Source organism: Trabulsiella guamensis ATCC 49490 (assembly GCF_000734965.1).
Lineage (GTDB): Bacteria > Pseudomonadota > Gammaproteobacteria > Enterobacterales > Enterobacteriaceae > Trabulsiella > Trabulsiella guamensis.
This window is the reverse complement of sequence record NZ_JMTB01000004.1, coordinates 24,970-48,180: the sequence shown is the minus strand read 5'-3', so window position 1 is coordinate 48,180 and position 23,211 is coordinate 24,970. Positions and strand designations below refer to the sequence as shown.

At 53.9% G+C, this 23,211-nt stretch carries 22 protein-coding genes; 9 read left to right on the top strand and 13 right to left on the bottom strand.

Translation table 11 applies throughout. The annotated features are described in order from the left end of the window. Positions 1-102 precede the first annotated feature (102 nt). The 11 genes from tcyN to GTGU_RS00385 form a co-directional block, all read right to left on the bottom strand. The gene (gene tcyN, locus GTGU_RS00435; RefSeq protein WP_038153306.1) at positions 103-855 is read right to left on the bottom strand and encodes an L-cystine ABC transporter ATP-binding protein TcyN; all 753 of its coding nucleotides are present in this window, start codon (positions 853-855) and stop codon (positions 103-105) included. Then, on the bottom strand, positions 852-1,520 hold the full coding sequence (gene tcyL, locus GTGU_RS00430; protein ID WP_038153304.1) for a cystine ABC transporter permease: 669 nt from the start codon (positions 1,518-1,520) through the stop codon (positions 852-854). The genes tcyN and tcyL overlap by 4 nt, the downstream gene beginning before the upstream one ends. A gap of 15 nt (positions 1,521-1,535) precedes the next feature. Beyond that, positions 1,536-2,522, bottom strand: a complete 987-nt coding sequence (dcyD, locus tag GTGU_RS00425; protein ID WP_038153302.1) for a D-cysteine desulfhydrase — start codon at positions 2,520-2,522, stop codon at positions 1,536-1,538. 94 nt (positions 2,523-2,616) lie between these two features. Continuing rightward, positions 2,617-3,417, bottom strand: a complete 801-nt coding sequence (gene tcyJ, locus GTGU_RS00420; protein WP_038153298.1) for a cystine ABC transporter substrate-binding protein — start codon at positions 3,415-3,417, stop codon at positions 2,617-2,619. Positions 3,418-3,512: 95 nt separating this feature from the next. Then, complete coding sequence (gene fliZ / locus GTGU_RS00415; protein WP_038153296.1) at positions 3,513-4,064, bottom strand: flagella biosynthesis regulatory protein FliZ; 552 nt, start codon at positions 4,062-4,064, stop codon at positions 3,513-3,515. A gap of 62 nt (positions 4,065-4,126) precedes the next feature. Continuing rightward, positions 4,127-4,846, bottom strand: a complete 720-nt coding sequence (locus GTGU_RS00410; protein WP_038153294.1) for an RNA polymerase sigma factor FliA — start codon at positions 4,844-4,846, stop codon at positions 4,127-4,129. 217 nt (positions 4,847-5,063) lie between these two features. Then, the gene (locus GTGU_RS00405; RefSeq protein ID WP_038153292.1) at positions 5,064-5,705 is read right to left on the bottom strand and encodes a NeuD/PglB/VioB family sugar acetyltransferase; all 642 of its coding nucleotides are present in this window, start codon (positions 5,703-5,705) and stop codon (positions 5,064-5,066) included. Next, on the bottom strand, positions 5,702-6,835 hold the full coding sequence (locus GTGU_RS00400; protein ID WP_038153290.1) for a DegT/DnrJ/EryC1/StrS family aminotransferase: 1,134 nt from the start codon (positions 6,833-6,835) through the stop codon (positions 5,702-5,704). The genes GTGU_RS00405 and GTGU_RS00400 overlap by 4 nt, the downstream gene beginning before the upstream one ends. Before the next feature lie 23 nt (positions 6,836-6,858). Continuing rightward, the gene (locus tag GTGU_RS00395; protein ID WP_051857256.1) at positions 6,859-10,251 is read right to left on the bottom strand and encodes an O-linked N-acetylglucosamine transferase family protein; all 3,393 of its coding nucleotides are present in this window, start codon (positions 10,249-10,251) and stop codon (positions 6,859-6,861) included. A gap of 11 nt (positions 10,252-10,262) precedes the next feature. Next, positions 10,263-11,696, bottom strand: coding sequence for a hypothetical protein (locus GTGU_RS00390; protein ID WP_051857255.1), 1,434 nt, complete (start codon positions 11,694-11,696; stop codon positions 10,263-10,265). Between the two features lie 217 nt (positions 11,697-11,913). Beyond that, on the bottom strand, positions 11,914-12,750 hold the full coding sequence (locus tag GTGU_RS00385; protein WP_038153289.1) for a flagellin N-terminal helical domain-containing protein: 837 nt from the start codon (positions 12,748-12,750) through the stop codon (positions 11,914-11,916). A 413-nt stretch (positions 12,751-13,163) separates the two neighbouring features. On the opposite strand from GTGU_RS00385, the gene fliD reads away from it, so the two are divergent. The 4 genes from fliD to amyA all read left to right on the top strand — a co-directional run bounded on the left by fliD (position 13,164) and on the right by amyA (position 16,931). Next, on the top strand, positions 13,164-14,594 hold the full coding sequence (gene fliD / locus GTGU_RS00380) for a flagellar filament capping protein FliD (protein WP_038153286.1): 1,431 nt from the start codon (positions 13,164-13,166) through the stop codon (positions 14,592-14,594). Between the two features lie 9 nt (positions 14,595-14,603). Beyond that, positions 14,604-15,014 carry a flagellar export chaperone FliS gene (gene fliS, locus GTGU_RS00375; protein ID WP_038153283.1) on the top strand — a complete coding sequence of 137 codons (411 nt, stop codon included), beginning with the start codon at positions 14,604-14,606 and terminating at the stop codon, positions 15,012-15,014. Next, positions 15,014-15,376, top strand: a complete 363-nt coding sequence (fliT, locus tag GTGU_RS00370; protein WP_038153280.1) for a flagella biosynthesis regulatory protein FliT — start codon at positions 15,014-15,016, stop codon at positions 15,374-15,376. Before fliS ends, fliT begins: the two co-directional genes overlap by 1 nt. A gap of 67 nt (positions 15,377-15,443) precedes the next feature. Further along, on the top strand, positions 15,444-16,931 hold the full coding sequence (gene amyA / locus GTGU_RS00365) for an alpha-amylase (protein WP_038153277.1): 1,488 nt from the start codon (positions 15,444-15,446) through the stop codon (positions 16,929-16,931). Between the two features lie 39 nt (positions 16,932-16,970). Here amyA and yedD read toward each other — a convergent pair whose 3' ends face one another. Then, positions 16,971-17,381, bottom strand: coding sequence for a lipoprotein YedD (gene yedD / locus GTGU_RS00360; RefSeq protein WP_038153274.1), 411 nt, complete (start codon positions 17,379-17,381; stop codon positions 16,971-16,973). Positions 17,382-17,582: 201 nt separating this feature from the next. Between yedD and GTGU_RS00355 the strand changes: the two genes are divergently transcribed. Beyond that, positions 17,583-17,897 carry a PTS sugar transporter subunit IIB gene (locus GTGU_RS00355; RefSeq protein ID WP_038153273.1) on the top strand — a complete coding sequence of 105 codons (315 nt, stop codon included), beginning with the start codon at positions 17,583-17,585 and terminating at the stop codon, positions 17,895-17,897. Positions 17,898-17,951: 54 nt separating this feature from the next. On the opposite strand, the gene fliE is transcribed toward GTGU_RS00355, so the two are convergent. Further along, positions 17,952-18,263 carry a flagellar hook-basal body complex protein FliE gene (gene fliE / locus GTGU_RS00350; RefSeq protein WP_038153269.1) on the bottom strand — a complete coding sequence of 104 codons (312 nt, stop codon included), beginning with the start codon at positions 18,261-18,263 and terminating at the stop codon, positions 17,952-17,954. 216 nt (positions 18,264-18,479) lie between these two features. Here fliE and fliF point away from each other — a divergent pair, with 216 nt between their 5' ends. The 4 genes from fliF to fliI are packed head-to-tail and all read left to right on the top strand — an operon-like array spanning position 18,480 to position 23,208. Further along, positions 18,480-20,147: a flagellar basal-body MS-ring/collar protein FliF gene (fliF, locus tag GTGU_RS00345; RefSeq protein ID WP_038153267.1), complete on the top strand. Its 1,668-nt coding sequence runs from the start codon at positions 18,480-18,482 to the stop codon at positions 20,145-20,147. Continuing rightward, on the top strand, positions 20,140-21,138 hold the full coding sequence (fliG, locus tag GTGU_RS00340; RefSeq protein WP_038153264.1) for a flagellar motor switch protein FliG: 999 nt from the start codon (positions 20,140-20,142) through the stop codon (positions 21,136-21,138). The genes fliF and fliG overlap by 8 nt, the downstream gene beginning before the upstream one ends. Beyond that, complete coding sequence (gene fliH, locus GTGU_RS00335) at positions 21,131-21,838, top strand: flagellar assembly protein FliH (RefSeq protein ID WP_038153261.1); 708 nt, start codon at positions 21,131-21,133, stop codon at positions 21,836-21,838. Before fliG ends, fliH begins: the two co-directional genes overlap by 8 nt. Continuing rightward, the gene (gene fliI / locus GTGU_RS00330; protein WP_038153257.1) at positions 21,838-23,208 is read left to right on the top strand and encodes a flagellar protein export ATPase FliI; all 1,371 of its coding nucleotides are present in this window, start codon (positions 21,838-21,840) and stop codon (positions 23,206-23,208) included. Before fliH ends, fliI begins: the two co-directional genes overlap by 1 nt. Positions 23,209-23,211: the final 3 nt, after the last annotated feature.

The window sequence follows — 23,211 nt, the reverse complement described above, 5'->3', positions numbered from 1 at the left end:
ATTCTGAAGGAAATGTTAATGGCGCTGGATTGAGATAGGAAAACGACACACCTGCAGTACTTGCCAGATGCGTCGTTGAAAGTAATGTTATGAACGGATGCGTTACTTAATGAGAAACTTGGCGAGGAACTGGCGCGTACGCGGTTGTTTTGGATCAGTGAACAAGGTTTTGGCATCGCCCTGCTCAACGATACGCCCCTGATCCATAAAAATCGCTCTGTCCGCAACATCACGAGCAAAACTCATTTCATGAGTCACGATAACCATCGTGCGTTTTTCCTGTGCCAGCTGGCGAATGGTGTTCAGCACTTCACCTACCAGTTCAGGATCCAGCGCTGATGTCGGCTCATCAAACAGGATCACGTCCGGGCGCATGGCCAGCGCGCGGGCAATCGCCACACGCTGCTGCTGACCGCCGGAAAGACGACGCGGATAGCTGGTCTCTTTCCCCTTCAGCCCGACTTTCTCCAGCAGATCCAGCGCACGCTCGCTGGCATTCGCCTTGTTTTCGCCTTTCACGAACACAGGCCCTTCAATGATATTTTCCAGCACCGTGCGGTGCGGGAAGAGATTAAAGTTCTGGAAAACGAATCCCACATGCTGACGCAGACGGCGAATCAGCCCTTTCTGCTGGCTGAGCGCGCGTGCAGTATCAATGGTAATATCCCCGACTTTGATCGTACCGCTTTCTGGTTGTTCCAGCAGGTTGATACTGCGCAACAGGGTGGTTTTGCCTGAGCCGCTGGGGCCGATGATCGCGACAATTTCACCTTCGTTCACTTCAAGATCGATGCCGTGCAGCACCGTCTGACCATGAAATTTCTTCACCAGGTTTTTGACTTCGATAGCACTCATTTCGGATCACGCTCCTGGCGGTTAAGCTGATTTTCAAAATAGTTCTGCAGGGTCGATAGTACCGTCGCCATCACCCAGTAAATCAGCGATGCCGCCAGATACATAGTGAAGACTTCCAGCGTACGCGAAGTGATGAGCTGCGCCTGGCGAAACAGTTCCGGCACCTGAATGGTAGCAGCGAGCGAGGTATCTTTTACCAGGCTGATAAAACTGTTCGACAGCGGCGGCAGCGCCACCCGCGCAGCCTGCGGCAGAATGGCGCGACGCAGTGTCTGCCACGGCGTCATACCAATACTGGCCGCCGCTTCCCACTGCCCTTTGTCAATTGACGAAATGGCAGCACGCAGCGTTTCGGATGCATACGCGGCGGTGTTGAGCGACAGGCCAATCATCGCCGCCGGGATCGGATCCAGTTCAATGCCGAATTGCGGCAGACCGTAGTAGATCATAAACAGCTGCGCGATGAGTGGCGTCCCGCGAAAGATGGAGATATAAAAACGCGCCAGCCACCGGACCGGCCAGAGGGCCGACATACGCATCAGCGCGAGGATAAACCCCAGCAACAGGCCAAAAATCATGCCACCGACGCTGAGCTGAAGTGTAAAAATGGCCCCATTTAACAAATACGGCGCCGAATCGAACACCAGTTGGATACTTTCTTGCATTATTGATTTTCTGCGTTAGATGTGAGGATGGTAAGCAAACAGCGCTGGCGCCCCGCCCGTATGAACAAACAAAATGGCGCCGTCATCCCTGAAACGCTTCTGAGTAATGCCGTCGATAAGCCCGGCCATCGCTTTACCGGTGTAGACCGGATCAAGCAGAATGCCTTCAAGCGAAGCCAGTAGTTTAACCGCTTCCATGCCTGCTTCATTCGGCATGCCGTAGCCAGGCGCGAAGTACTCATCCCACAGCAGGATGTCTGCTTTTGCGTCGAGTTCGAGGCTGGCGGCAATCGACTGTTGCAGCGCCACCACTTTCGGCTTCTGTTCCGTCACGGTGCGCGAGACAGTAACGCCAACCAGCGAAACGTCCGGCAACAGTTGCTCAAGGCCCACCGCCAGTCCGGCATGGGTGCCTGCGCTACCAGAAGCGACCACGATGGACGACAGATCCACCACGTCTTCACACTGCTGAGCGATTTCCAGCGCGCTTTCAACGTAACCCAGCGCACCCAGCGCGTTTGAACCGCCTACCGGGATTACGTACGGACGGAAACCCTGTAATTCCAGGCGGGTCGCCAGGTCGTCGAGTTGCGCGGTGGGATCGGTCAGCGCGTCGCACATTTCTACCTGCGTGTTAAATAAATCCAGCAACAGACGATTGCCGTTGGTGAGATAGTTTTCTGCACGGGTGTTGATGGGGTTTTCCAGCAGCGCAACGCAATGAAGGCCAAGTTTTGCCGCGACCGCCGCAGTCTGGCGTACATGGTTGGACTGAATAGCGCCTGCCGTTACCAGCGTATCGGCGCCTTCGCGCAGCGCATCGGCGGCGAGGAACTCCAGTTTGCGTAGTTTGTTGCCGCCCATCGCCATCGGTGTGACGTCATCGCGCTTGATGAAAATTTCGCGTCCAAGGTGATCGGAGAGACGGGGCAAAAACTCCAGCGGTGTCGGTGCGCCAATAAATTCCAGCCGTGGGAAACGTGTTAAATTTTGAAGTGACATAGCATCTCCTGACTCATCTGTTTTTATTATGCACGCACTTGCCCTGGAAATAAAAAAAGGCGCCAGAATCAGCGCCTTTTTTAACCAGGGGTGCTTATTGCGTCACATCAGCACCAAACCATTTCTCAGACAATGCCTTCAGACTTCCGTCTTTTTGCATGTCGGCAATCGCACCGTCAATCGCTTTCAGCAGATCGTCGTTGCCTTTACGCAGCGCCACACCCGCTTCCTGACGTGAGAACGCTTCGCCAGTCACGGCCAGCGTGTTGTTGGTTTTTTTCACTAAATCCAGCGCTGCCAGGCGGTCAACCAGAATGGCGTCAATACGACCGACGCGCAAATCCTGATATTTTGTCGGGTCGTCGTCATAAGTGCGGATATCCACACCCGGAACGTTGCCGCGTAACCACTCTTCGTAATTGGTCCCGAGGCCGACACCCACTTTTTTGCCTTTCAGATCGGCCGCGGTTTTGATAGCGCCTTCATTCCCCTTTTTCACCAGCGCCTGAATACCCGAAACGGTGTACGGCGTAGAGAAATCATACTTTTTCTTACGTTCGTCAGAGATGGTGACCTGATTGATGACCACATCGATACGTTTAGAATCGAGCGCCGCCAGCATACCGTCCCACTTGGTCGGCTTGAGATCGGCCTTCACGCCAAGGTGTTTTGCCAGTTCATTGGCGAATTCCACCTCAAACCCGGTCAGCTTGCCATCGTCCCCCTGGAAGCTGAACGGAGGATAGGTTCCCTCAAGGCCAACACGCAGCGAGCCGCGTTCTTTGACCTGATTCAACAGATTCTCAGCGGCGAACGTTTTGGCGCTAATCCCCGCCATTAACGCCACCGCCATCACACCCATCAGTGCCTGACGGCCAATAAGAGCTAGCTTCATCGTCTTCCCATCATCCCAATAGTTTTAAGTAGTTACTGTAGTGTAAGGTGTTTATCGCCAATGGCAAACACGACTACGCTACATCTTATTCAAATTTAATATATATCCGAGGTTGTGGGATAAGCCAGATTTTGCATCTTAACCGGGGCAGTCAGCGCCTGGAACTGGGCGTACTTGCGCAGGGCAATGCGGTAGTTATTGGTGCTGGTGGCTGGCAGCCACGGCGCCAGGTTGTCATCCAGATAGCCATTAGTCAGAAGCTCCCGTGGAACATTAAGCTCTGTCAGGTGATTGCCGAGGCGACGCAGACGGACAACATATTCGCGCACCGTGCCGGGGCTCATGTCGGTCTGTTCGAAAAGGTATTGTTTAAAACCGATAATATCGAAAAAATCGCTCTGCTCTTTGCAATGCAAATCACCGCAGAAACGACACAGGGCGACCCATTCCTGGCGCTCCTGTTGCCACTCTTCTTCGTTCATTAAGGTGTCGAGACGGGAAATCGCGATTTTATTGACTATCTCACCGCGCCTGACCAACGTGATGCGGTCGAGCAGCTTATGGCAGTGAGCACAATGCGTTTGGCTATGTTTAAAGTCTTTAAGGTAGCGGCTTAACGGCCGTCTTTTTACTTGCTGCACCGTCATGATAACTCCTGGTTGTCATTGGTTGTGCGGCATTTTTCAGGGGTGATGAACTCATCAACGTCCTATAACTTACCCAGCTTGGTACGCAGACGTTTGATGGCCTGGCTGTGCAACTGGCTGACACGCGATTCGCCCACTTCCAGTACCGCGCCAATCTCTTTGAGATTAAGCTCTTCCTGGTAGTAGAGCGTCAGCACAAGCTGTTCGCGTTCCGGTAGCGCTTCGATCGCCTCGATCACACGCTGCCGCAAGTTGCCTTCCATTAACTGGAAGAGCGGGTTTTCCTGTTGGTTCTCCTCGGTCACCAATTCAATACTGTCGCCATGCTCTTCTCTCCATTCATCGTAAGAGAAAAGCTGGCTGTTATTGGTGTCCAGAAGCATCTGACGATACTCCTCAACAGGAATACCGAGTCGTTGTGAGACTTCGGTTTCCGTGGCGTTACGCCCCAGCTCTTGTTCCAGCTGCCCCATCGCCTGCGCCACTTCGCGCGCGTTGCGTCGGACGCTGCGCGGCACCCAGTCCCGGCTGCGCAATTCATCCAGCATCGCACCGCGAATGCGTTGCACTGCGTAAGTGGTAAATGCCGTTCCTTGCAGAGCATCGTAACGTTCCACAGCATTCAATAACCCGATGCCGCCCGCCTGAAGCAGATCGTCCAGTTCCACGCTCGCCGGCAATCGCACCTGTAGGCGCAATGCTTCATGGCGCACCAGAGGTACGTAACGCTGCCATAGCGAGTGTTTATCCATTACACCTTCAGCGGTATACAGTGAATTCACGATAAACAGCCCTGCAATAGTTGAGTTATCGGCATGATTATCCGTTTCTGCAGGGGTTTTAATCGGCAGAATAGTGGTCTAAATCGGCGTTTATTTGCAGCTTATGATGCAATTAACTGAAAATTCAGGTGTTATTTTTTACCCTAAGCGAAACGCTTTTGGCCTGTTGTGAGGGAGCAATGCATGGATACCGCAGGTTAGACGGTATCCGGGAGAATTACTTAAAAACGCGCTTATTACTGTTTGAACGATGAATTTTGGCTGGATTGCCAAAAGCGACAGCATCATCGGCCAGGTCCTTTGTTACCACCGAGCCCATGCCGATCACCACATCGTTGCCAATCACCGACAGCTCTTTGATGACGCAGTTCATGCCGAGAAATGTTCCCTCGCCAATTGTCGTTTTACCGCCGAGCGACACCTGACTGCAGACCACACTGTGAGCGCCCACCTGGCAGTCGTGACTGATGTAGGTATTGGGCTGGATCAGCGCGTTATCGCCGAGCGTGACGTTACACGAGATAAACGCGCCCTGCCCGACCAGCACACCCGCGCCGATGTTAGTGTCTTCAGGCACAAACACGCCAGGATGCACCAGCGTCGCCAGGGGGGCTTTGGGCAACACTTTATTGGCCAGCATGCGGCGATGCGCGGGTTCACCAAGGGCGATGGAAATTTCCACATCATGAAAATCCAGCGCTTCAAAGCGGTACACCGGCACGCCGGACACCGACGTCGCGTCAGTCATATCATCAATAAAAAAGATGTCGTCCCAGCGCGCCGCGACCTGATTAATCTGGCGGGCAAGCACCAGCGTTTCACGCCCCTGCCCGCCTGTTCCGTAGATACCTAATTTCATGCGACCTTATCCACCTGAGTCAGTCCGACCTGTTGGCGAATAATATTCACGACACGGGCCTGATCTTCAAGTGTGAGATCCGGGTAAATCGGTAAACAGAGTATTTTTTCAGCGATGTCGCTGGCTACCGGCAGGCTTTCTGGAGATGCCGATGGCAAATGACGATACATAGAGAAAGAACTGATCAGCGGATAAAAATAGCGACGCGAATAGATATTCTGCGCTTTCAGCGCATCATACAGCCAGTCGCGGCTGACCGGGAACGTGCTTTCCACGCGAATCGGGAAATAGGCATGGTTCCACTCAATATCATCCGTCACGGAGAACGTGCCAATTCCCGGAATATCGCTCAGCCATTCACAGTAGCGCTGATAAATTTCCGCACGGCGCGCCAGGGCATGATCAATATGCCCCAGTTGCACCAGACCAAAAGCCGCCTGCACTTCGTTCATTTTGGCGTTAATTCCCGGCGCCACGACTGTCGTTTCTCCGGCAAAACCGAAGTTTTTCAGATAATCGATGCGCTGTTTCATGCGAGCGTCAGGGCAAATAATCGCCCCGCCTTCAAAGGTGTTAAACACTTTAGTGGCATGGAAACTGAGAATAGAAAGATCGCCGCAGTTCAATATGCTGTGGTTATTTTTCTTCACGCCGAACGCATGGGCGGCATCGTAAATAACTTTTAAGCCCCACGCATCGGCGATGGACTGAATTTTATCAACGTTGCAGGGAATGCCGTAGCAATGCACCGGCAAAATCGCTGATGTCGCTGGGGTAATAAGCGCTTCAATTTTGTCCGGGTCAATATTGCAGGTCACCGGGTCAATATCGGCAAAGACCGGTGTTAATCCATTCCACAGCAGCGAATGGGACGTCGCGACAAACGAATAAGGCGTGGTGATCACCTCACCGGTAATGCGCAGCGCCTGTAGCGCGGTGAGTAGCGCCAGCGTACCGTTGGCAAACAGGCACAGGTGTTCAACACCCAGATATTCTGCCAGCTCTTTTTCTAATTGTTGATGCCAGGTGCCGCCGTTAGTCAGAAATTTTTTCTCCCAGATTTTCTCCAGGTACGGAATAAACTCTTCCAGCGGCGGAAGCAACGGGCTGGTGACATAGATGTCTTTCATCGAAACCTCTGCGAAGCGTATTTTTAGTAAACGGTTCCACCACCGTCTGTCGATAAGTGCGTGGCGTTACCTGCTTCGTCGATAACAAAAGAGCGCGGCGTTTGTCCCTGGCAATACAGCGTCCATGCATGGCGCAGCGCATATTCCAGATGCTCCGCAGCATTAAAACCGTCTTTCGTTTCAACAGGTATTTGGTTACGCATTCCGAGTCGGATGGCATTAAGTTCTTCAAAATGGTCACGCCAGTACAGGGCTTTATTGACGTAGTCGTTTTTATCCATAGCAATAAATTGACTCAGCCCGTAACTGTTCATATTTTCCACGCCCTGACGGCAGGCGAGCGTATCGCCGCATAACGTCAGTGTGGGCACGCCCATCCATGCGGCATGGTTGGTGGTGGTGCCGCCGGTATACGGGAAGGTATCCAGCAAAATATCAACGCGGTGATGGCAGGCGAGGTATTCCGCCAATGGCATGCGGCCCTGGAAAATAAGCCGTTCTTCGCTGACGCCGAACGCCGCGAGCTGTCGCGTAATACTCTGGATTACGTTCGTATCGCTCATAAAGCCAATTAACAGCCGGGATTGCGGATATTTGACCAGGATCTCAGCCCACAGACGCAACACCTCTTCGTTTATTTTTTTCGGTCGGTTGAAGCTGCCGAACGTGATATAGCCGTTGGTCAGTGCCGGCAGCAGGTTTATTTCCGGGCTGTTTTTATCCGGCTCGAACAATTTACGCATCGGCACATAAATGATTTTTTCGAGGAACTGCTTCTCAAGGCCTGGCGGGTTCATACAGCCTGTCGAGAGAATGCGGTAATCCATTGCGGAAAGCCCGGAAGTGCCCGGATAGCCAATCCACGTCATTTGCACTGGTGCCGGACGCAGCGCAAACACCGGCAGGCGCGTATAGGTAGTGTGGCCGGAAAGATCGATCAGAATGTCAATTTCATCGGCATTGATCTGTTTCGCCAGTTCTATGTCGCTCATCAGTTCGGCGTCCCTCCACAGCACCGCGCCGGATTGCAGATGTTCGGTGATGCTGTCTTTCACTGGCGAGGCGCTGTAACCCACCAGTTCGAAATGCTGGCGGTTAAAACTGTCCCAGAACGGTAGCAGGAAGTTGCTCACCGGATGCTGGCGCAGGTCGCCGGAGACAAAACCAAGGCGCAGTTTTCGCTGCGGATCGGTATTAATACGGCGATCCGGTGTGAAATCACGATCTTTTGCCCACGCCTCAATGCGGCGACCATATTCTTTATGCTTCTCTAATTGCTCTGCCGGACTGAGACTGTGGTCATGGGTGACCACAAACAGCAGGCAGGTAAAACTGTCAAAATAATCAGGTGACAGCTCAAGGGATTTTTCGAGGAAATACTTCGATTCTTCCAGATTTTGGTTATCACTAAGGATCACCCCGAGCATCGCCAGATAGCGGGAGCTGTCCGGCTGATAGCGAAACGCCTCGCGGCTACATTTTTCCGCCATCGGGTTATCGCCCTGCCCGTGATAAAGTGTCGCCAGCGAGTGCCAGAATCCAGCACTTTTGCCATCCAGACGTAGCAAACCATGGATGATTTTCCGCGCATAGAATGGCTGTTCTAGCTTTTGCAGCGCGGTCGCCAGGTCAAAGTAAATATCAAGGCTCGAAAAGTAATAGCCCATCAGCTTGCAGAGCGCGGATAGTGCATCCTGCCAGGCGCTGGTCAGAATACAGGCGCGGGAATAACAGCGGAGGATGTGCAGATCATCCGGCGATTCCGCCAGCAGGCCTCGCGCGTAGTCGCGAGCTTCCCACGCTTTGCCAAGACTAATCAGCCGATTAACCTCGGTATAGATGGCTTCTACGGCCTGCTCATCATGCGCCGCCTTCGGCTCCTGATACCGCTCATCGGCCAACAGGCCCCCCCGTTTCACGCTGACACTAAGTAACAGCAGCGTAGTGATGAGTGGCTTTAGTCTGACCGTGTCGCCCTGGCGCAAGAAGCGCTGGATCGCGGTTTTCCAGGCGTCCGTCGAGCCGGTCAGCATCCCCTTCGCACGCAGCGACATAAAGCTTTCCCACGCCTCATCGTCCGTGGCGGCAAACCCGGATTGCAGGTACTGCCGCTCCAGCGCAGTCACCTCGACCGTGACACCCCAGAGATTGGTAGCCGTCGCCGCGTCGTCAGTCAGCCGACAAAGTGGTTGCAGAACCGCGTCGTGCGCGTCGTTATAAGGGCCCGCAAAAGTGCTCCAGTGCAGCCCGTCTGGTTGGATCAGGTAGAGATCACGTAATGACTCGCGTACTGCATCGCGGGTGTCACCGGGTTTTTCCGGCATACGGGTGTTAAAGACCAGTTGTTCGAAGCTGAGGCTCATCGGCCACGCGCCGCCAAGCAGATCGAGAATTTGCAGCGTCACCTCATTGGGGGTACTTACCGGCTGGCCGCTGGCGCTACGATGACCATTCATGATCCGTCCGTCATCCGTCAGCATGCGGGTGAAGCTCCCGGCCCAGTGCAGTTGCTCCAGGTGTTGCAGATCGGGTTTTGCCTTTGGCGCCTGGTTAACCTGGGGCGAAAGCAGCGTCACACGTTCCGCCCGGTTTACCGCCAGATCCAGATACTGCTGCGCCAGTTGTCGTGGCGTGTTTTCGGCAATCAGACCATGCAACTGTTGCAATGTACCATTATAGGCTTCAGGCAGTTCAGACTGCGGGGTCGCATCACCCACCGGACATAACCCGAGCTCCGCCATATGCTGGTGAAAATCGCTGTACCAGGCGGCAGGTGCGGAGTCGATCAGATACGCAAAGGTGAGCGCGGTGTCGTCCAGCGTTTCCGCCTCCAGCACCCGGTTTTTCAGTTCGCCGTCGGCGAGAGTCATCGCCATCCAGCCCAGCATTCCCCGGGCGCTGGTCAGCGGATCGGCGTTTTCATCGCCACGACGCAAATGGAACGCCAGCGCATCGCGTAACTGTTGTGCGCTACTGGCCCCGGGCAGTACGCTGTGCTGCAGGCTGATAATGCCATTAGCGGAGAGATGCTCACGGCACCACGTCAACAGCGCATCACGCTCTGCTGCGCCTGAACAGGCAAAAACGCCATGAATGATGATGTAGTCAAACTGACCCGGATCCACCGCCAGCAAATCACCCAGCCCGGCAGCAAACGGCTCGATATTGGAGAGTGCCAGTGCCGCGATCTCTTGTCTCGCCTGTTCAATCTGGTTTTCATCGATATCGACGCCAATACAGACGCTCTGCGGCCACGCGCGTGCATGGGCGATAAGCCCTCCGGCGTTACCGCAGCCTAACTCGAGGATCCGCGCAGTGGCGGGCAAAGCCAGCGAAATACCGTGCAGCAAAGCACTGGCATGGAGAGTGAATGGGGTCATATAGCGGTTAAGGTGTTGCATATTCACGGGCGGCATCCATTTTGTATTCAGTAAGCTTCATGCGCTGCGAGGTATTTTTCGCAGAGGGCTGTTTTGTATTGCTGGTACACGCCGTCACCATTTTTCTGGGTAGCCACGCTCCAACTAAAGGCAGTATCCTGATGATTTACATCGATTAAACGCACCGCCGACTCGCGACCAATTCGCATTTGATCCACCGCCGGCAGGACGTCTACGGCAAAGGAAAGCGCCACATGCTCAAGAAATCTGACAGCATTTCCACTCGCCAGATTGCGATCGATAAAACGAGCAACGATGTCGAGATAGCTAAAACCGAGCGCATCAGCATCTGCATACAGGAACCCGCTCCGTACCCGCTCCCACATTGGCGCTGCGTCGTTCTGCGTCAGGATCAGTCCTTTCGGGTAGATGGTGTGGAGCGTCTCATGCCAGCGCTGGCGTACCAGGCAATCGGCATCGAGTAGCAGTACCGGGGCGGCGAATTGCTCCAGCGCATAGCGCATGAAAATAAAACGGCGTGAGGCGTAATGGACGTTATTCCCGCGGACAACGGGCACCACTTCGGTACTGAGCGAAATTGCAAGATTGGGAAAGCGCTGCACCAGTTCACGCACCTGCGCTTCCAGATCGTCATCGCAGTTATACACATGCAGGTGAATATTTAATTCCGTGCCATTGGTGTCATAAACAGAAGCCACCAGCGCGCGGGCATGTTCGAGATAATATTTTTTATCGCAGGCCACCAACACGGTGGTTTTTCCGTTGCCAACATGCGGAATGCGCCACTGATAGCGGGAATAGTCCGGCAGCGGCTCAGCCTCCGCCAGCGGGCGAAAATCAATGAACGACTCAGGAACGCCGCCCAGCCGGTAAATACCGCAGACCACCATCAGCAGGGTAAAGGGATCTTCACCAATCAGGGCTGAATCCGCAGTCAGATGCTGGATAACGATCTGTGCCTGGTTATCGTCTTCCTCCATCAAACAGATCAGCAACAGGATTTTCAGTACCACTGCGGAATTGCTGAGCAGAGAAAGGTTATTAGAAATGAGGAACAGTGCGGATTCGATTTCATTAATCCGGAACAGGATCTGCACCGCTGCCACCACGAAATTAAGCGATTTATCTTTTTGCAGCGCTGCAACCACATACTGGGTCACTTCTTCTGCCATCGCTGCGGGATACGCCTGCTGCTGACCCTGCTTTTTGTGATCAAAGGCATTGTTCGCCAGTGTAATAGCGCACATTAAGTCTTTTAACGCCTCGTCTTTCTCTGCCTTAAGCCCTGTCATCGCGGCCAGGAGCTTCGGCTTCATCGTACTGAGGTCGCTGTTGCTGTAATGCAAAATCTCGGCGACCACGTGCGCCGGAAGCACATCTGCTTCCGGCAGATCAAGTGTTCGGGTAAAAACATCACGGTAATACTGGTGCATGGCACGTGTGCGAGAAAATTTTGTCATTCTTTTCGGCTCAATAGTTGCGTGACCTGAAGCGCGCACGTTCAGGCAGAGTGAGGCTAGTTTTTGATAAATTAACATCCGCAATCGCAGAGTGATGGAGGAATAAAAAACACAATTAGCGGCTTATTTTGCACATTGCCTGGCGGGCTACCGGCCTGAATCAGCAATAAAAAAAGGCTGCTGTTGCCAGCAACCTTTTTGTGACTCTGCGTAAGAATTAACGCAGCAGGGACAGCATGGTCTGCGGAACCTGGTTTGCCTGAGACAGAACAGAAGTACCAGCCTGCTGCAGGATCTGCGCGCGGGACATGTTGGAAACTTCAGTTGCGTAGTCAGCGTCCTGGATACGGGACTGAGCAGCAGACAGGTTGTTGATAGAGTTATTCAGGTTGTTGATGGTTGATTCAAAACGGTTCTGAATCGCACCCATGTTAGAACGTGCAGTATCGATTTTCGCGATTGCAGCGTCAGCAGCAGAAACCACAGCCTGAGCAGAGGCGTTGTCAGTAATAGAGGAGCTCAAACCTGCGCTCAAAGTACCCGAAGTTGCGTTGATCAGCGCAGTACTGTCGATGGAGATGGTGTCGTTAGCAGAAGTACCAGCACCAACCTGAATTTTCAGCGCGGTGCTTACATCACCATTCAACAGAGATTTACCGTTGAAGTTCGCAGAACCTGCGATACGGTCGATTTCATCCAGACGCTGTTTAATTTCAGTGTTGATTGAAGTCAGGTCGCTGGTACCGTTGGTGTCGTTTGCTGCCTGAACCGCCAGCTCACGGATACGCTGTAAGTTGGTGTTGATTTCGTTCAGGTTACCTTCAGCGGTCTGAACCAGAGAGATACCGTCGTTCGCGTTACGAGCCGCCTGAGTCATCCCTTTCAGCTGGGAAGTCATACGGTTAGCGATCGCCTGGCCAGCAGCGTCATCTTTCGCGCTGTTGATACGCAGACCAGAGGACAGACGCTCAATAGCAGTGCCCAGAGAAGACTGAGATTTGTTCAGGTTGTTCTGAGTGGTCAGGGACAACAGGTTAGTATTGATAACTGCCATAATTCATTTTCCTTCATATTGGATTCTAGGGTCGGTGCCTAACACCCACGGCGTCTCTCACCGTCAACAGGGGTATCGGCGGCAGTTAAAAAGACTTTAGATTCAAATTTAAAAAAATATCAACGCATTGATATCCAATGATTTTTAATTTTAATGTTTTATCTTCGGTTTGTTTTAACCTTTATTTGAGTCAAATTTTCATCAACCCGGATTTTTCCTTATTAATAGCTGAGGATCGCCGACCCTATTATCTAAAGTAAAACCTGACGCCCTATATCTGCTTAACCAATCCGGTTATAAACCTACAAACGCTCGTGCTATTCCGGGGATTATTTTTTCATCTGATGTGTAAACTTTCCTGACACTGCGCCGATAAGAGTCTGAAACGCCCATAGACATCAAGGAAAATTTGTATGGCTTCAATCAGCAACCTCGGTGCAGGAACAAGTCTGGACCTGAATACGCTCTACACCCAACTGGAAACCGCGGAACAGAGCAAGCTGACCACCATCACTAACCAGCAGAGCACCTACAATGCTCAGCTGAGTGCGTGGGGAAAACTGCAAAGCTCTCTGCAAAGTCTTCAGACCGCTACGGCGGCGCTTGGGAAAACGGATACCTGGAACTCGGCCTCTGTCACCAGCACCAACACGTCGTTTACCGCAACGACGACAAGCGGAGCGCCAGTGGGTTCCTATACGGTTAACGTGTCGAAAATTGCCAAAGCGCAGGTATTGACCACCGCCAGCATGGCCAGCAGCTCTGCTCAGTTGGGCAGCACGACCGGCGGGACACGGACCCTTACGATTACCCAGCCGGGAACCAAAGATCCGCTCAAAGTTGAGCTGTCTGACTCGGATACCTCGCTGGATGCGATTGCCAAAGCGATCAACAAAGCGGGTGGTAACGTTAACGCCAGTGTGATTAAAGCCACTGACGGCGACTACCGTCTGATGCTGACGTCAAAATCGACCGGTACAAATGGTGATATGACCATTACCGTCACCGGCGATGACACGTTACAGAATGTAATTGGCTACGACTCAACCACCAAAACCGGTGCGATGAATCTGCAGTCTGCCTCGCAAAACGCCAAACTGACGGTCAACAACATTGAGATTGAACGTCAGTCGAACACCATTACCGATGTGTTGCCAGGCATTACGCTGTCGCTGAAAAGTGAAAGCACGGCAGACGAAACGCTGGAAGTGTCGCGCGCTACCGACGCCAACAAGAAGGCGATTACCGACTGGGTGAATGCGTATAACTCGCTGCAGTCCACCATTAACAGCCTGACCAAATATGTGGCAGTTGATGCGGGCGATACCCAGTCCAGCTCCAACGGTCCGCTGATTGGCGACAGCCAGGTGCGTTCTGTGCAGTCTCAGTTACGTGGCCTGCTGACCGAAGTTCAGGGTAGCGGCACCTATAAACTGATGTCGCAGCTGGGAATTACTCAGGATCCGACCATTGCCGCAGACGGCACACTCGGCAACCTGAAAATTGACGATACCAAACTGACCAAAGCATTAACGGATAACCCGGACGCGATTCAGGACTATTTCGTCGGCGACGGTAAAACCACTGGTTTTGCCACCCAGATGAATAACACCCTGACCACCATGCTCAGCACCACCACGGGCAAAGAAGGGATCGTGCAGAATGCGAAAGACGGCATCAACAGTACCCTGAAAACCCTGGATAAGCGTTACGACGATATGCAGGCGTCTATTGATGCCACCATGGCACGTTATAAGACGCAGTTCACTAACCTCAGTACGCTGGTTAATAAACTGACTAACACGTCGAGCTACCTGACTCAGCAGTTTACTAAGAGCAGTTAAGGAAAGGATATGTATAACCATTCTGGTGCTCAGGCATACCAGAAAGTGGGGCTGGAGAGCGCTGTGCTCAGCGCCAGCCCCCATCAGCTCGTCGTGATGTTATTCGATGGGGCGTTAAGCTCTATGGTACGGGCGCGGCTGTTTCTTGAGCAAGGCAATATCGCCGCCAAGGGCGAAGCGCTGTCCAAAGCAATCAACATCATTGAGAACGGCCTGAAAGCGGGTCTTAACATGGATGTTGGGGGTGATCTGCCCCATAACTTGTCAGCGTTATATGACTATATGGTGCGACGCCTGTTGCATGCCAATCTGCGCAATGATGCCGGAGCAATCACTGAAGTTGAACAGTTGCTGGCTAACATTGCCGATGCCTGGAAACAGATAGGCCCGAACTCACCATCAACCCAGGACTCGTTCTGATGACAGACTTCATCTCATCCCTGCATAACTGGCACGCGCTTTTTGCTTTAAGTAACACTATGCTCAACCTCGCCCGGGCCGGGAGGTGGGATGAGCTGATTGATCATGAAGTCAAATATGTCTCGTTAGTTGAAGAGATTGCGCTGAACCCTTTGCCAGCAGGCAATGCGATGCTGCAGGAAAAAGCACGCGCCCTGCTGGTGAAGATCCTCAGCAACGAGTCAGAGCTCAAAACGTTGCTGCAGTCCCGGATGTCGGAACTGCAGACGCTGATTGACCAGACCGGCAAGCAGAAATCGCTGACGACGGCATACGGAAAACTGTCCGGCAACATTCTTATCCCCAACGAATTTAATCCCTGATTACCCCCTTTGTCAGGGATACGCCATACTCCAGAGGTCAGTTTGTTGGCCATCTGGAGCGAGGCGCATGATAAATCCCACCTTATTACAATGTTTTCACTGGTATTACCCCACCGGGGGCGCGCTATGGCAGGAAGTGGAAGCCCTGGCACCCAATCTGAACGAAATCGGTATCAATATGATCTGGTTGCCACCCATCAGCAAAGGCGCGTCCGGCGGCTATTCAGTGGGTTACGACACTTACGATCTCTTTGACATCGGCGAGTTTGACCAGAAAGGTTCTGTGGCAACGAAATATGGTGACAAGGCGCAATTGCTTTCCGCCATCGACGCCCTGCAACGCCATGAAATTGCCGTGCTGATTGATGTGGTGGTCAACCACAAAATGGGGGCGGATGAAAAAGAGCCGGTGCGCGTGCAGCGCGTCAACGAACAGGATCGTACGCAAATCGATGATGAGATTATCGAGTGCGAAGCCTGGACCCGCTATACCTTCCCTGCCCGCCAGGGAAAATACTCACAGTTCATCTGGGACTATAAATGCTTCAGTGGCATCGACCACATTGAAAACCCGGACGAGGACGGCCTCTTTAAAATCGTAAACGATTACACTGGCGACGGCTGGAACGATCAGGTCGATGATGAAATGGGCAACTTCGACTACCTGATGGGCGAGAACATCGATTTTCGCAACCATGCAGTCACCGAAGAGATTAAGTACTGGGCGCGATGGGTCATGGAGCAGACGCATTGCGACGGCTTTCGTCTCGACGCGGTGAAGCACATTCCGGCCTGGTTTTATAAGGAGTGGATCGAGCACGTGCAGGAGGTGGCACCGAAGCCGCTGTTCATTGTCGCCGAGTACTGGTCCCATGAAGTGGACAAGCTTCAGCAGTACATCGACCAGGTTGCCGGGCAGACCATGTTGTTTGACGCCCCGCTGCAAATGAAGTTTCACGAAGCGTCGTTGCAGGGCCGTGATTACGACATGAGCCAGATCTTCACCGGCACGCTGGTAGAAGCCGATCCATTCCACGCCGTGACGCTGGTGACCAACCATGACACCCAGCCGCTGCAGGCACTGGAAGCCCCGGTCGAACCCTGGTTCAAACCGCTGGCTTATGCACTGATTCTGTTACGGGAAAACGGTGTTCCGTCGGTGTTTTACCCGGATCTGTTTGGCGCCAGCTATGAAGATACCGGTGGCGACGGCAATACTTATCAGATTGAAATGCCGATCATTGAGCAGTTACATGATCTGATCGACGCCCGCCAGCGCTTCGCTCACGGCGTGCAGACGCTCTATTTTGATCACCCTAACTGCATCGCTTTCAGCCGTAGCGGTACTGATGAAGCGCCTGGTTGCGTGGTAGTGCTTTCCAACGGCGACGACGGCGAGAAGACCATCACGCTGGGTGAAAACTATGGCGGGAAACGCTGGGTGGATTTTCTGGGTAACCGCGAAGAGGTGGTTGAGACCGACGACGAAGGCACTGCGACCTTTACCTGCAATGGCGGCAGCGTCAGCGTGTGGGTGATGGAAGACGTGCTCTGATGAAACACCCCGGCGGCATCACGCGCCGGGGTCACTGGTTTATTCGCTTAAGCCGTTTTTCGTCATCGCGTCCGCACATTCTGGCGTCGGGCGATCAACGCGCTGCAACTCGAGGCGATCATACTCAAGTACACCATCGTCAATGTCGAGACTGTAAGCTGCCAGTTTTTTGTTAGCGACCACGTTGTAGTAATCATCATCGCGCTGCATCAGTTTGCCGCGCACTGCTGTCACGCGCTGCCACTGGCGGCAATCCAGTGTATCACCCTCTTTGGTAATAATCAGACTGGCGATGGCTTCCGGGCTGACCATTACGCTTTGCGGTCCTTTCGACTGCCAGTAACCCGCCAGTTGCGCGGGCGCCGGTGCTTTCACCACTGCCTCGTAGTTATCGACCTGCACACAACCCGCCAGCATCAGCATCGTGCTCGCTATGACTAATTTCTTCATCACTCATCCTGCAAACGGAGAAAAAAATATTGTGGCATTAACGGATGCGCTCCGCCACCCTTTCACGGCGCAGAAAAATCTGATGCAGAATTGATTTTCATGCTGATATCTTTCGGAATTTTCGAATAAATATTGAGGTAACGCTCATTTTTCAGGCAAAGGCGGGACTAGTGTAAGGGTAATTTCCCGGAGGACCTACCCATGAAAAAGTTACTGATATGCTGTCTGTTCGGCAATACCGCGAATTCGCTGGCGAAAAAAATGCAAAAGGTGGCGGATGAACAGGGTTACCCGGTTCTGATCAGCGCCGTGGGGCTGGAGAATTTTGCCAGCGTCGCCCCTGCTTTTGATGCGTTTCTGCTCGCGCCGCACGTGCAATACAAACTCGAAGAACTGAATACGATTATTGCGGATTCCCGCCCGATTTATGTCATCGAAAGCTTACCCTTCGCCTCACTGGATGGCGAAAAAGTACTGATGTTTGCGTTAGAGCAAATGCCAGAACTGGCTGAATAACGTCCCAAAACCAGGCGACTCAGGGATGAGTCGCGGCAACATGTCTCTATGCCATTACATCTGCATCGACATCATTTCCTGGTACGCAGAGACCAGTTTGTTCCGCACCTGAATGCCCATCTGCAATGAGACGGACGATTTTTGCAAATCCGTCATCACATCGTTAAGCGCAACACCGGGTTCACCGATAGAAAATTTTTCGGCCTGGATGCGCGCGGTATTCTGCGTGTCGCTGATGCGATCCAGTGCAGCGGTCAGTTGCCCGGCGAAACTGATGGTCTGCTGAGGCGCTTCCACCTGATTTTTCGCGGCGCTCACCGCCATCTGCATCTGATTCAGAACACCTTCGATCCCCTGAACAGCCATGATAATCCCCTGGTTAGATTTTTCTGGTGATGAGATTACCAGCTTGTCAATAAGATAAAGGCGCTAATTAGCGATAAAAAAACAGGTTATTTGGCGCATAGAAAATCCTGAAGCATCAAATAATGACATGGCTTTCTTTATGCGATTGTCGACCCGGGAGTCTGTTTTGTTTCTGAATCTCTTTTTCGCCACTGGCCAGGATTTACGAGGTGCGCAATGAGCGCGACTGCAACGACCACGCCACATACTAAAATTCCAGAGTGGGTCAATCGCCTGCGTTCCAACCCCCGAATCCCCTTGATGGTGGCTAGTGCCGCTGCGGTCGCTATCGTCGTCGCACTGGTACTGTGGGCGAAAAGCCCGGACTACCGCACCCTGTTTTCCAATCTGTCTGACCAGGACGGCGGCGCGATCGTCACTCAGTTACAGCAGATGAATGTTCCCTATCGTTTCGCCGACAGCGGCGGCGCGATTGAAGTCCCGGCCGATAAAGTCCATGAACTGCGCCTGCGTCTCGCTCAGCAAGGGCTGCCGAAAGGCGGCGCGGTCGGTTTTGAACTGCTGGATCAGGAAAAATTCGGCATCAGCCAGTTCAGCGAACAGGTGAACTATCAACGCGCGCTGGAAGGCGAACTGGCCCGCACGATCGAAACCCTCGGCCCGGTGAAAGGCGTTCGCGTGCATCTTGCCATGTCAAAACCGTCGTTGTTTGTTCGCGAGCAAAAGTCCCCTTCTGCCTCCGTTACCCTGAATCTTGAAACCGGACGTGCGCTGGATGAAGGGCAGATCGCCGCCGTGGTGCACCTCGTGTCCAGCGCCGTCGCTGGCTTACCGCCGGGTAACGTCACGCTGGTTGATCAGGGTGGTCACCTGCTGACGCAATCCAATACGGGCGATCGCGATTTAAACGACGCGCAACTGAAATACGCCGCCAATGTGGAAAGCCGTATTCAGCGTCGTATTGAAGCGATTCTCTCGCCTGTTGTCGGTAACGGTAACGTCCATGCGCAGGTTACCGCGCAGATCGATTTCGACAACAAAGAACAGACCGAAGAGCAGTATCGTCCGAATGGCGATGCCAGCCAGGCGGTATTGCGTTCACGCCAGGTTAACGAAAGCGAACAGGTTGGCAGCCCGTATCCGGGTGGCGTGCCGGGCGCGCTCTCCAACTCGCCTGCTCCTGCGCCCAGCGCACCGCTGTCAACACCACCGGCTAATCAACAGAACGCACAGAACAACACGCAGCGGACGGAAAGCAACGGTCCGCGTAACACTCAGCGTAACGAAACCAGCAACTACGAAGTTGACCGCACGATCCGCCATACCAAGAAGAATATTGGCGATATCCAGCGTCTCTCTGTTGCCGTGGTAGTGAACTACCGCAACCTGCCGGATGGCAAACCTCTGCCGTTAACCGCAGAACAGCTGAAACAGATTGAAGATCTGACTCGCGAAGCCATGGGCTTCACCGATACGCGCGGCGACACCCTGAACGTGGTGAACTCACCGTTCAATGCGACAGATGACACCGGTGGCGAACTGCCGTTCTGGAAACAGCAGATGTTCATCGATCAGTTGATGTCCGCAGGTCGCTGGCTGCTGGTGGCGCTGGTCGCCTGGCTGCTGTGGCGTAAAGCCATCCGTCCGCAGATCATTCGCCGTCAGGAAGAAATCAAACTGGCGCAGGAAGAAGCCCGCATTCGTCAGGAAACGGAAGATGCCGTGGAAGTTACCCTCAGTAAAGATGAGATGGTGCAGCAGCGTCGTGCTAACCAGCGTCTGGGTGCTGAGGTGATGAGCCAGCGTATTCGCGAAATGTCAGATAACGATCCGCGCGTTGTCGCGCTGGTCATTCGCCAGTGGATGAGTAACGAACATGAGTAACAACCTTACAGGAATCGATAAAAGCGTCATCCTGCTGATGACCATTGGCGAAGATCGCGCAGCGGAGGTGTTTAAGCACCTCTCCACCCGCGAAGTACAAACGCTCAGTTCGGCCATGGCCAACGTGCGTCAGATTTCTAACAAACAGCTCACCGAAGTGCTGGCGGAGTTTGAGCAGGAAGCCGAACAGTTTGCGGCACTGAATGTCAACGCCAACGAATACCTGCGTTCGGTCCTGGTCAAAGCACTCGGCGAAGAACGTGCGGCCAGCCTGCTGGAAGATATTCTCGAAACCCGCGAAAGCACCAGCGGTATCGAAACGCTCAACTTTATGGAGCCGCAGAGCGCCGCCGATCTTATTCGCGACGAGCACCCGCAGATCATCGCCACCATCCTTGTGCACCTCAAGCGTGCGCAGGCTGCCGATATTCTGGCGTTGTTCGACGAGCGTATGCGCCATGACGTTATGCTGCGTATCGCCACTTTCGGCGGCGTGCAGCCAGCGGCACTCGCGGAACTGACCGAAGTGCTCAACAACCTGCTCGACGGCACCAACCTCAAGCGCAGCAAAATGGGCGGCGTGAGAACCGCAGCGGAAATTATCAACCTGATGAAAACGCAGCAGGAAGAGGCGGTTATCACCGCAGTGCGCGAATTCGACGGCGAGCTGGCACAGAAAATCATCGACGAAATGTTCCTGTTCGAAAACCTGGTCGATGTCGACGACCGCAGCATCCAGCGCCTGCTACAGGAAGTGGATTCCGAATCGCTGCTTATCGCACTCAAAGGCGCCGAGCAGCCACTGCGCGAGAAATTCCTGCGCAACATGTCGCAGCGTGCTGCCGACATTCTACGCGACGACCTCGCCAACCGTGGTCCGGTACGTATGTCTCAAGTCGAGAACGAACAGAAAGCAATTCTGCTGATTGTCCGCCGTCTGGCGGAAACCGGCGAGATGGTGATCGGCAGCGGAGACGATACCTATGTCTGATACCACGCCGTGGAAGGTCTGGCTGCCTGATGATCTGGCTCCCCCGCTCCATGAATTTATCCCCGAGATAAATGAGCCGGAGCGGGAAAGCGAAGGTATCGAAGAAGAAGAACTCAGTGAGGAGCAAAAGCTTCAGCAACAACTGGCGCAGTTGCACATGCAGGCGCATGAGCAAGGCTATGCGGCCGGTCTGAAAGAGGGGCGCGCCGCCGGTCACGCCCAGGGTTATCAGGAAGGGCTGGCGCAAGGCCTTGAACAGGGACTTAAGCAGGCGCAACAACAACAGGCACCGATTCATGCGCGTATGCAGCAACTGGTCAGTGAATTCCAGCATACGCTGGACGCACTCGACAGCGTGATCGCCTCGCGTCTGATGCAGATGGCGCTGGAGGCCGCACGTCAGGTGATTGGCCAGACGCCGGCCGTTGATAACTCGGCGTTGATAAAACAGATCCAGTTGCTGTTGCAACAGGAGCCGCTATTCAGCGGTAAACCGCAGTTGCGCGTTCACCCGGATGATTTACAGCGTGTGGAAGAGATGCTTGGTGCCACGCTCAGCCTGCACGGCTGGCGTCTGCGCGGCGACCCTACGCTGCACCACGGCGGCTGTAAAGTCTCTGCAGACGAGGGGGATCTCGATGCCAGCGTAGCGACACGCTGGCAGGAACTGTGCCGCCTTGCGGCGCCTGGAGCCTGCTGATGACGGCCCGACTGACGCGCTGGCTGAACACGCTGGATAATTTCGAGGCCAAAATCGCCCAGCTTCCGGCTGTGCGTCGCTATGGTCGTCTGACCCGCGCGACGGGCCTGGTGCTGGAGGCGACAGGTCTGCAATTACCGCTCGGCGCGACCTGCATCATTGAGCGTCAGGACGGCAATGAAACGCAGGAAGTGGAAAGCGAAGTGGTTGGTTTCAACGGTCATCGTCTGTTTCTGATGCCGCTGGAAGAGGTGGAAGGCATTTTACCCGGCGCACGCGTGTATGCCCGTAGCATGGCAGGTGAAGGCCTGCAAAGCGGCAAACAACTGCCGCTGGGCCCGGCGCTGCTTGGCCGCGTGCTGGACGGCAGCGGCAAGCCGCTGGATGGTCTGCCCGCGCCGGACACCACGGAAACCGGCGCTTTGATTACGCCGCCGTTTAACCCGTTGCAGCGTACGGCCATCGAACATGTACTGGACACCGGTGTACGTCCGATCAATGCCCTGCTCACCGTCGGACGCGGTCAGCGTATGGGGTTGTTTGCCGGTTCCGGTGTGGGTAAAAGCGTCCTGCTCGGCATGATGGCGCGTTACACCCAGGCGGATGTGATTGTCGTGGGGCTTATCGGCGAGCGTGGCCGTGAGGTCAAAGATTTTATAGAAAATATTCTGGGTGCCGATGGCCGCGCCCGTTCCGTAGTGGTTGCCGCGCCGGCTGACGTGTCGCCGCTGCTGCGTATGCAGGGTGCCGCCTATGCGACCCGTATCGCTGAAGATTTTCGCGATCGCGGGCAGCACGTATTGCTGATCATGGACTCCCTCACCCGCTACGCGATGGCCCAGCGTGAAATCGCCCTGGCGATCGGTGAGCCACCCGCCACCAAAGGATATCCGCCTTCGGTGTTTGCTAAGTTGCCCGCGCTGGTAGAGCGTGCCGGTAATGGCATCAGCGGCGGGGGTTCGATCACTGCTTTTTATACGGTTCTGACTGAAGGGGACGACCAACAGGATCCAATTGCCGACTCCGCGCGCGCCATTCTGGATGGTCATATCGTGCTTTCCCGACGTCTGGCCGAAGCCGGACACTACCCGGCCATTGATATTGAAGCGTCGATCAGTCGTGCGATGACCGCGCTGATTACTGAGCAACACTACGCACGGGTTCGTCATTTTAAACAGCTGCTCTCCAGTTTCCAGCGCAACCGCGATCTGGTGAGCGTCGGGGCTTATGCCAAAGGCAGCGACCCGATGCTGGACAAAGCCATTACGCTCTGGCCGCAGCTGGAAGCCTTTTTACAACAAGGCATTTTTGAACGTGCAGGATGGGAAGATTCGCTACAGGCGCTGGAATTAATATTCCCGTCGGCGTGATGA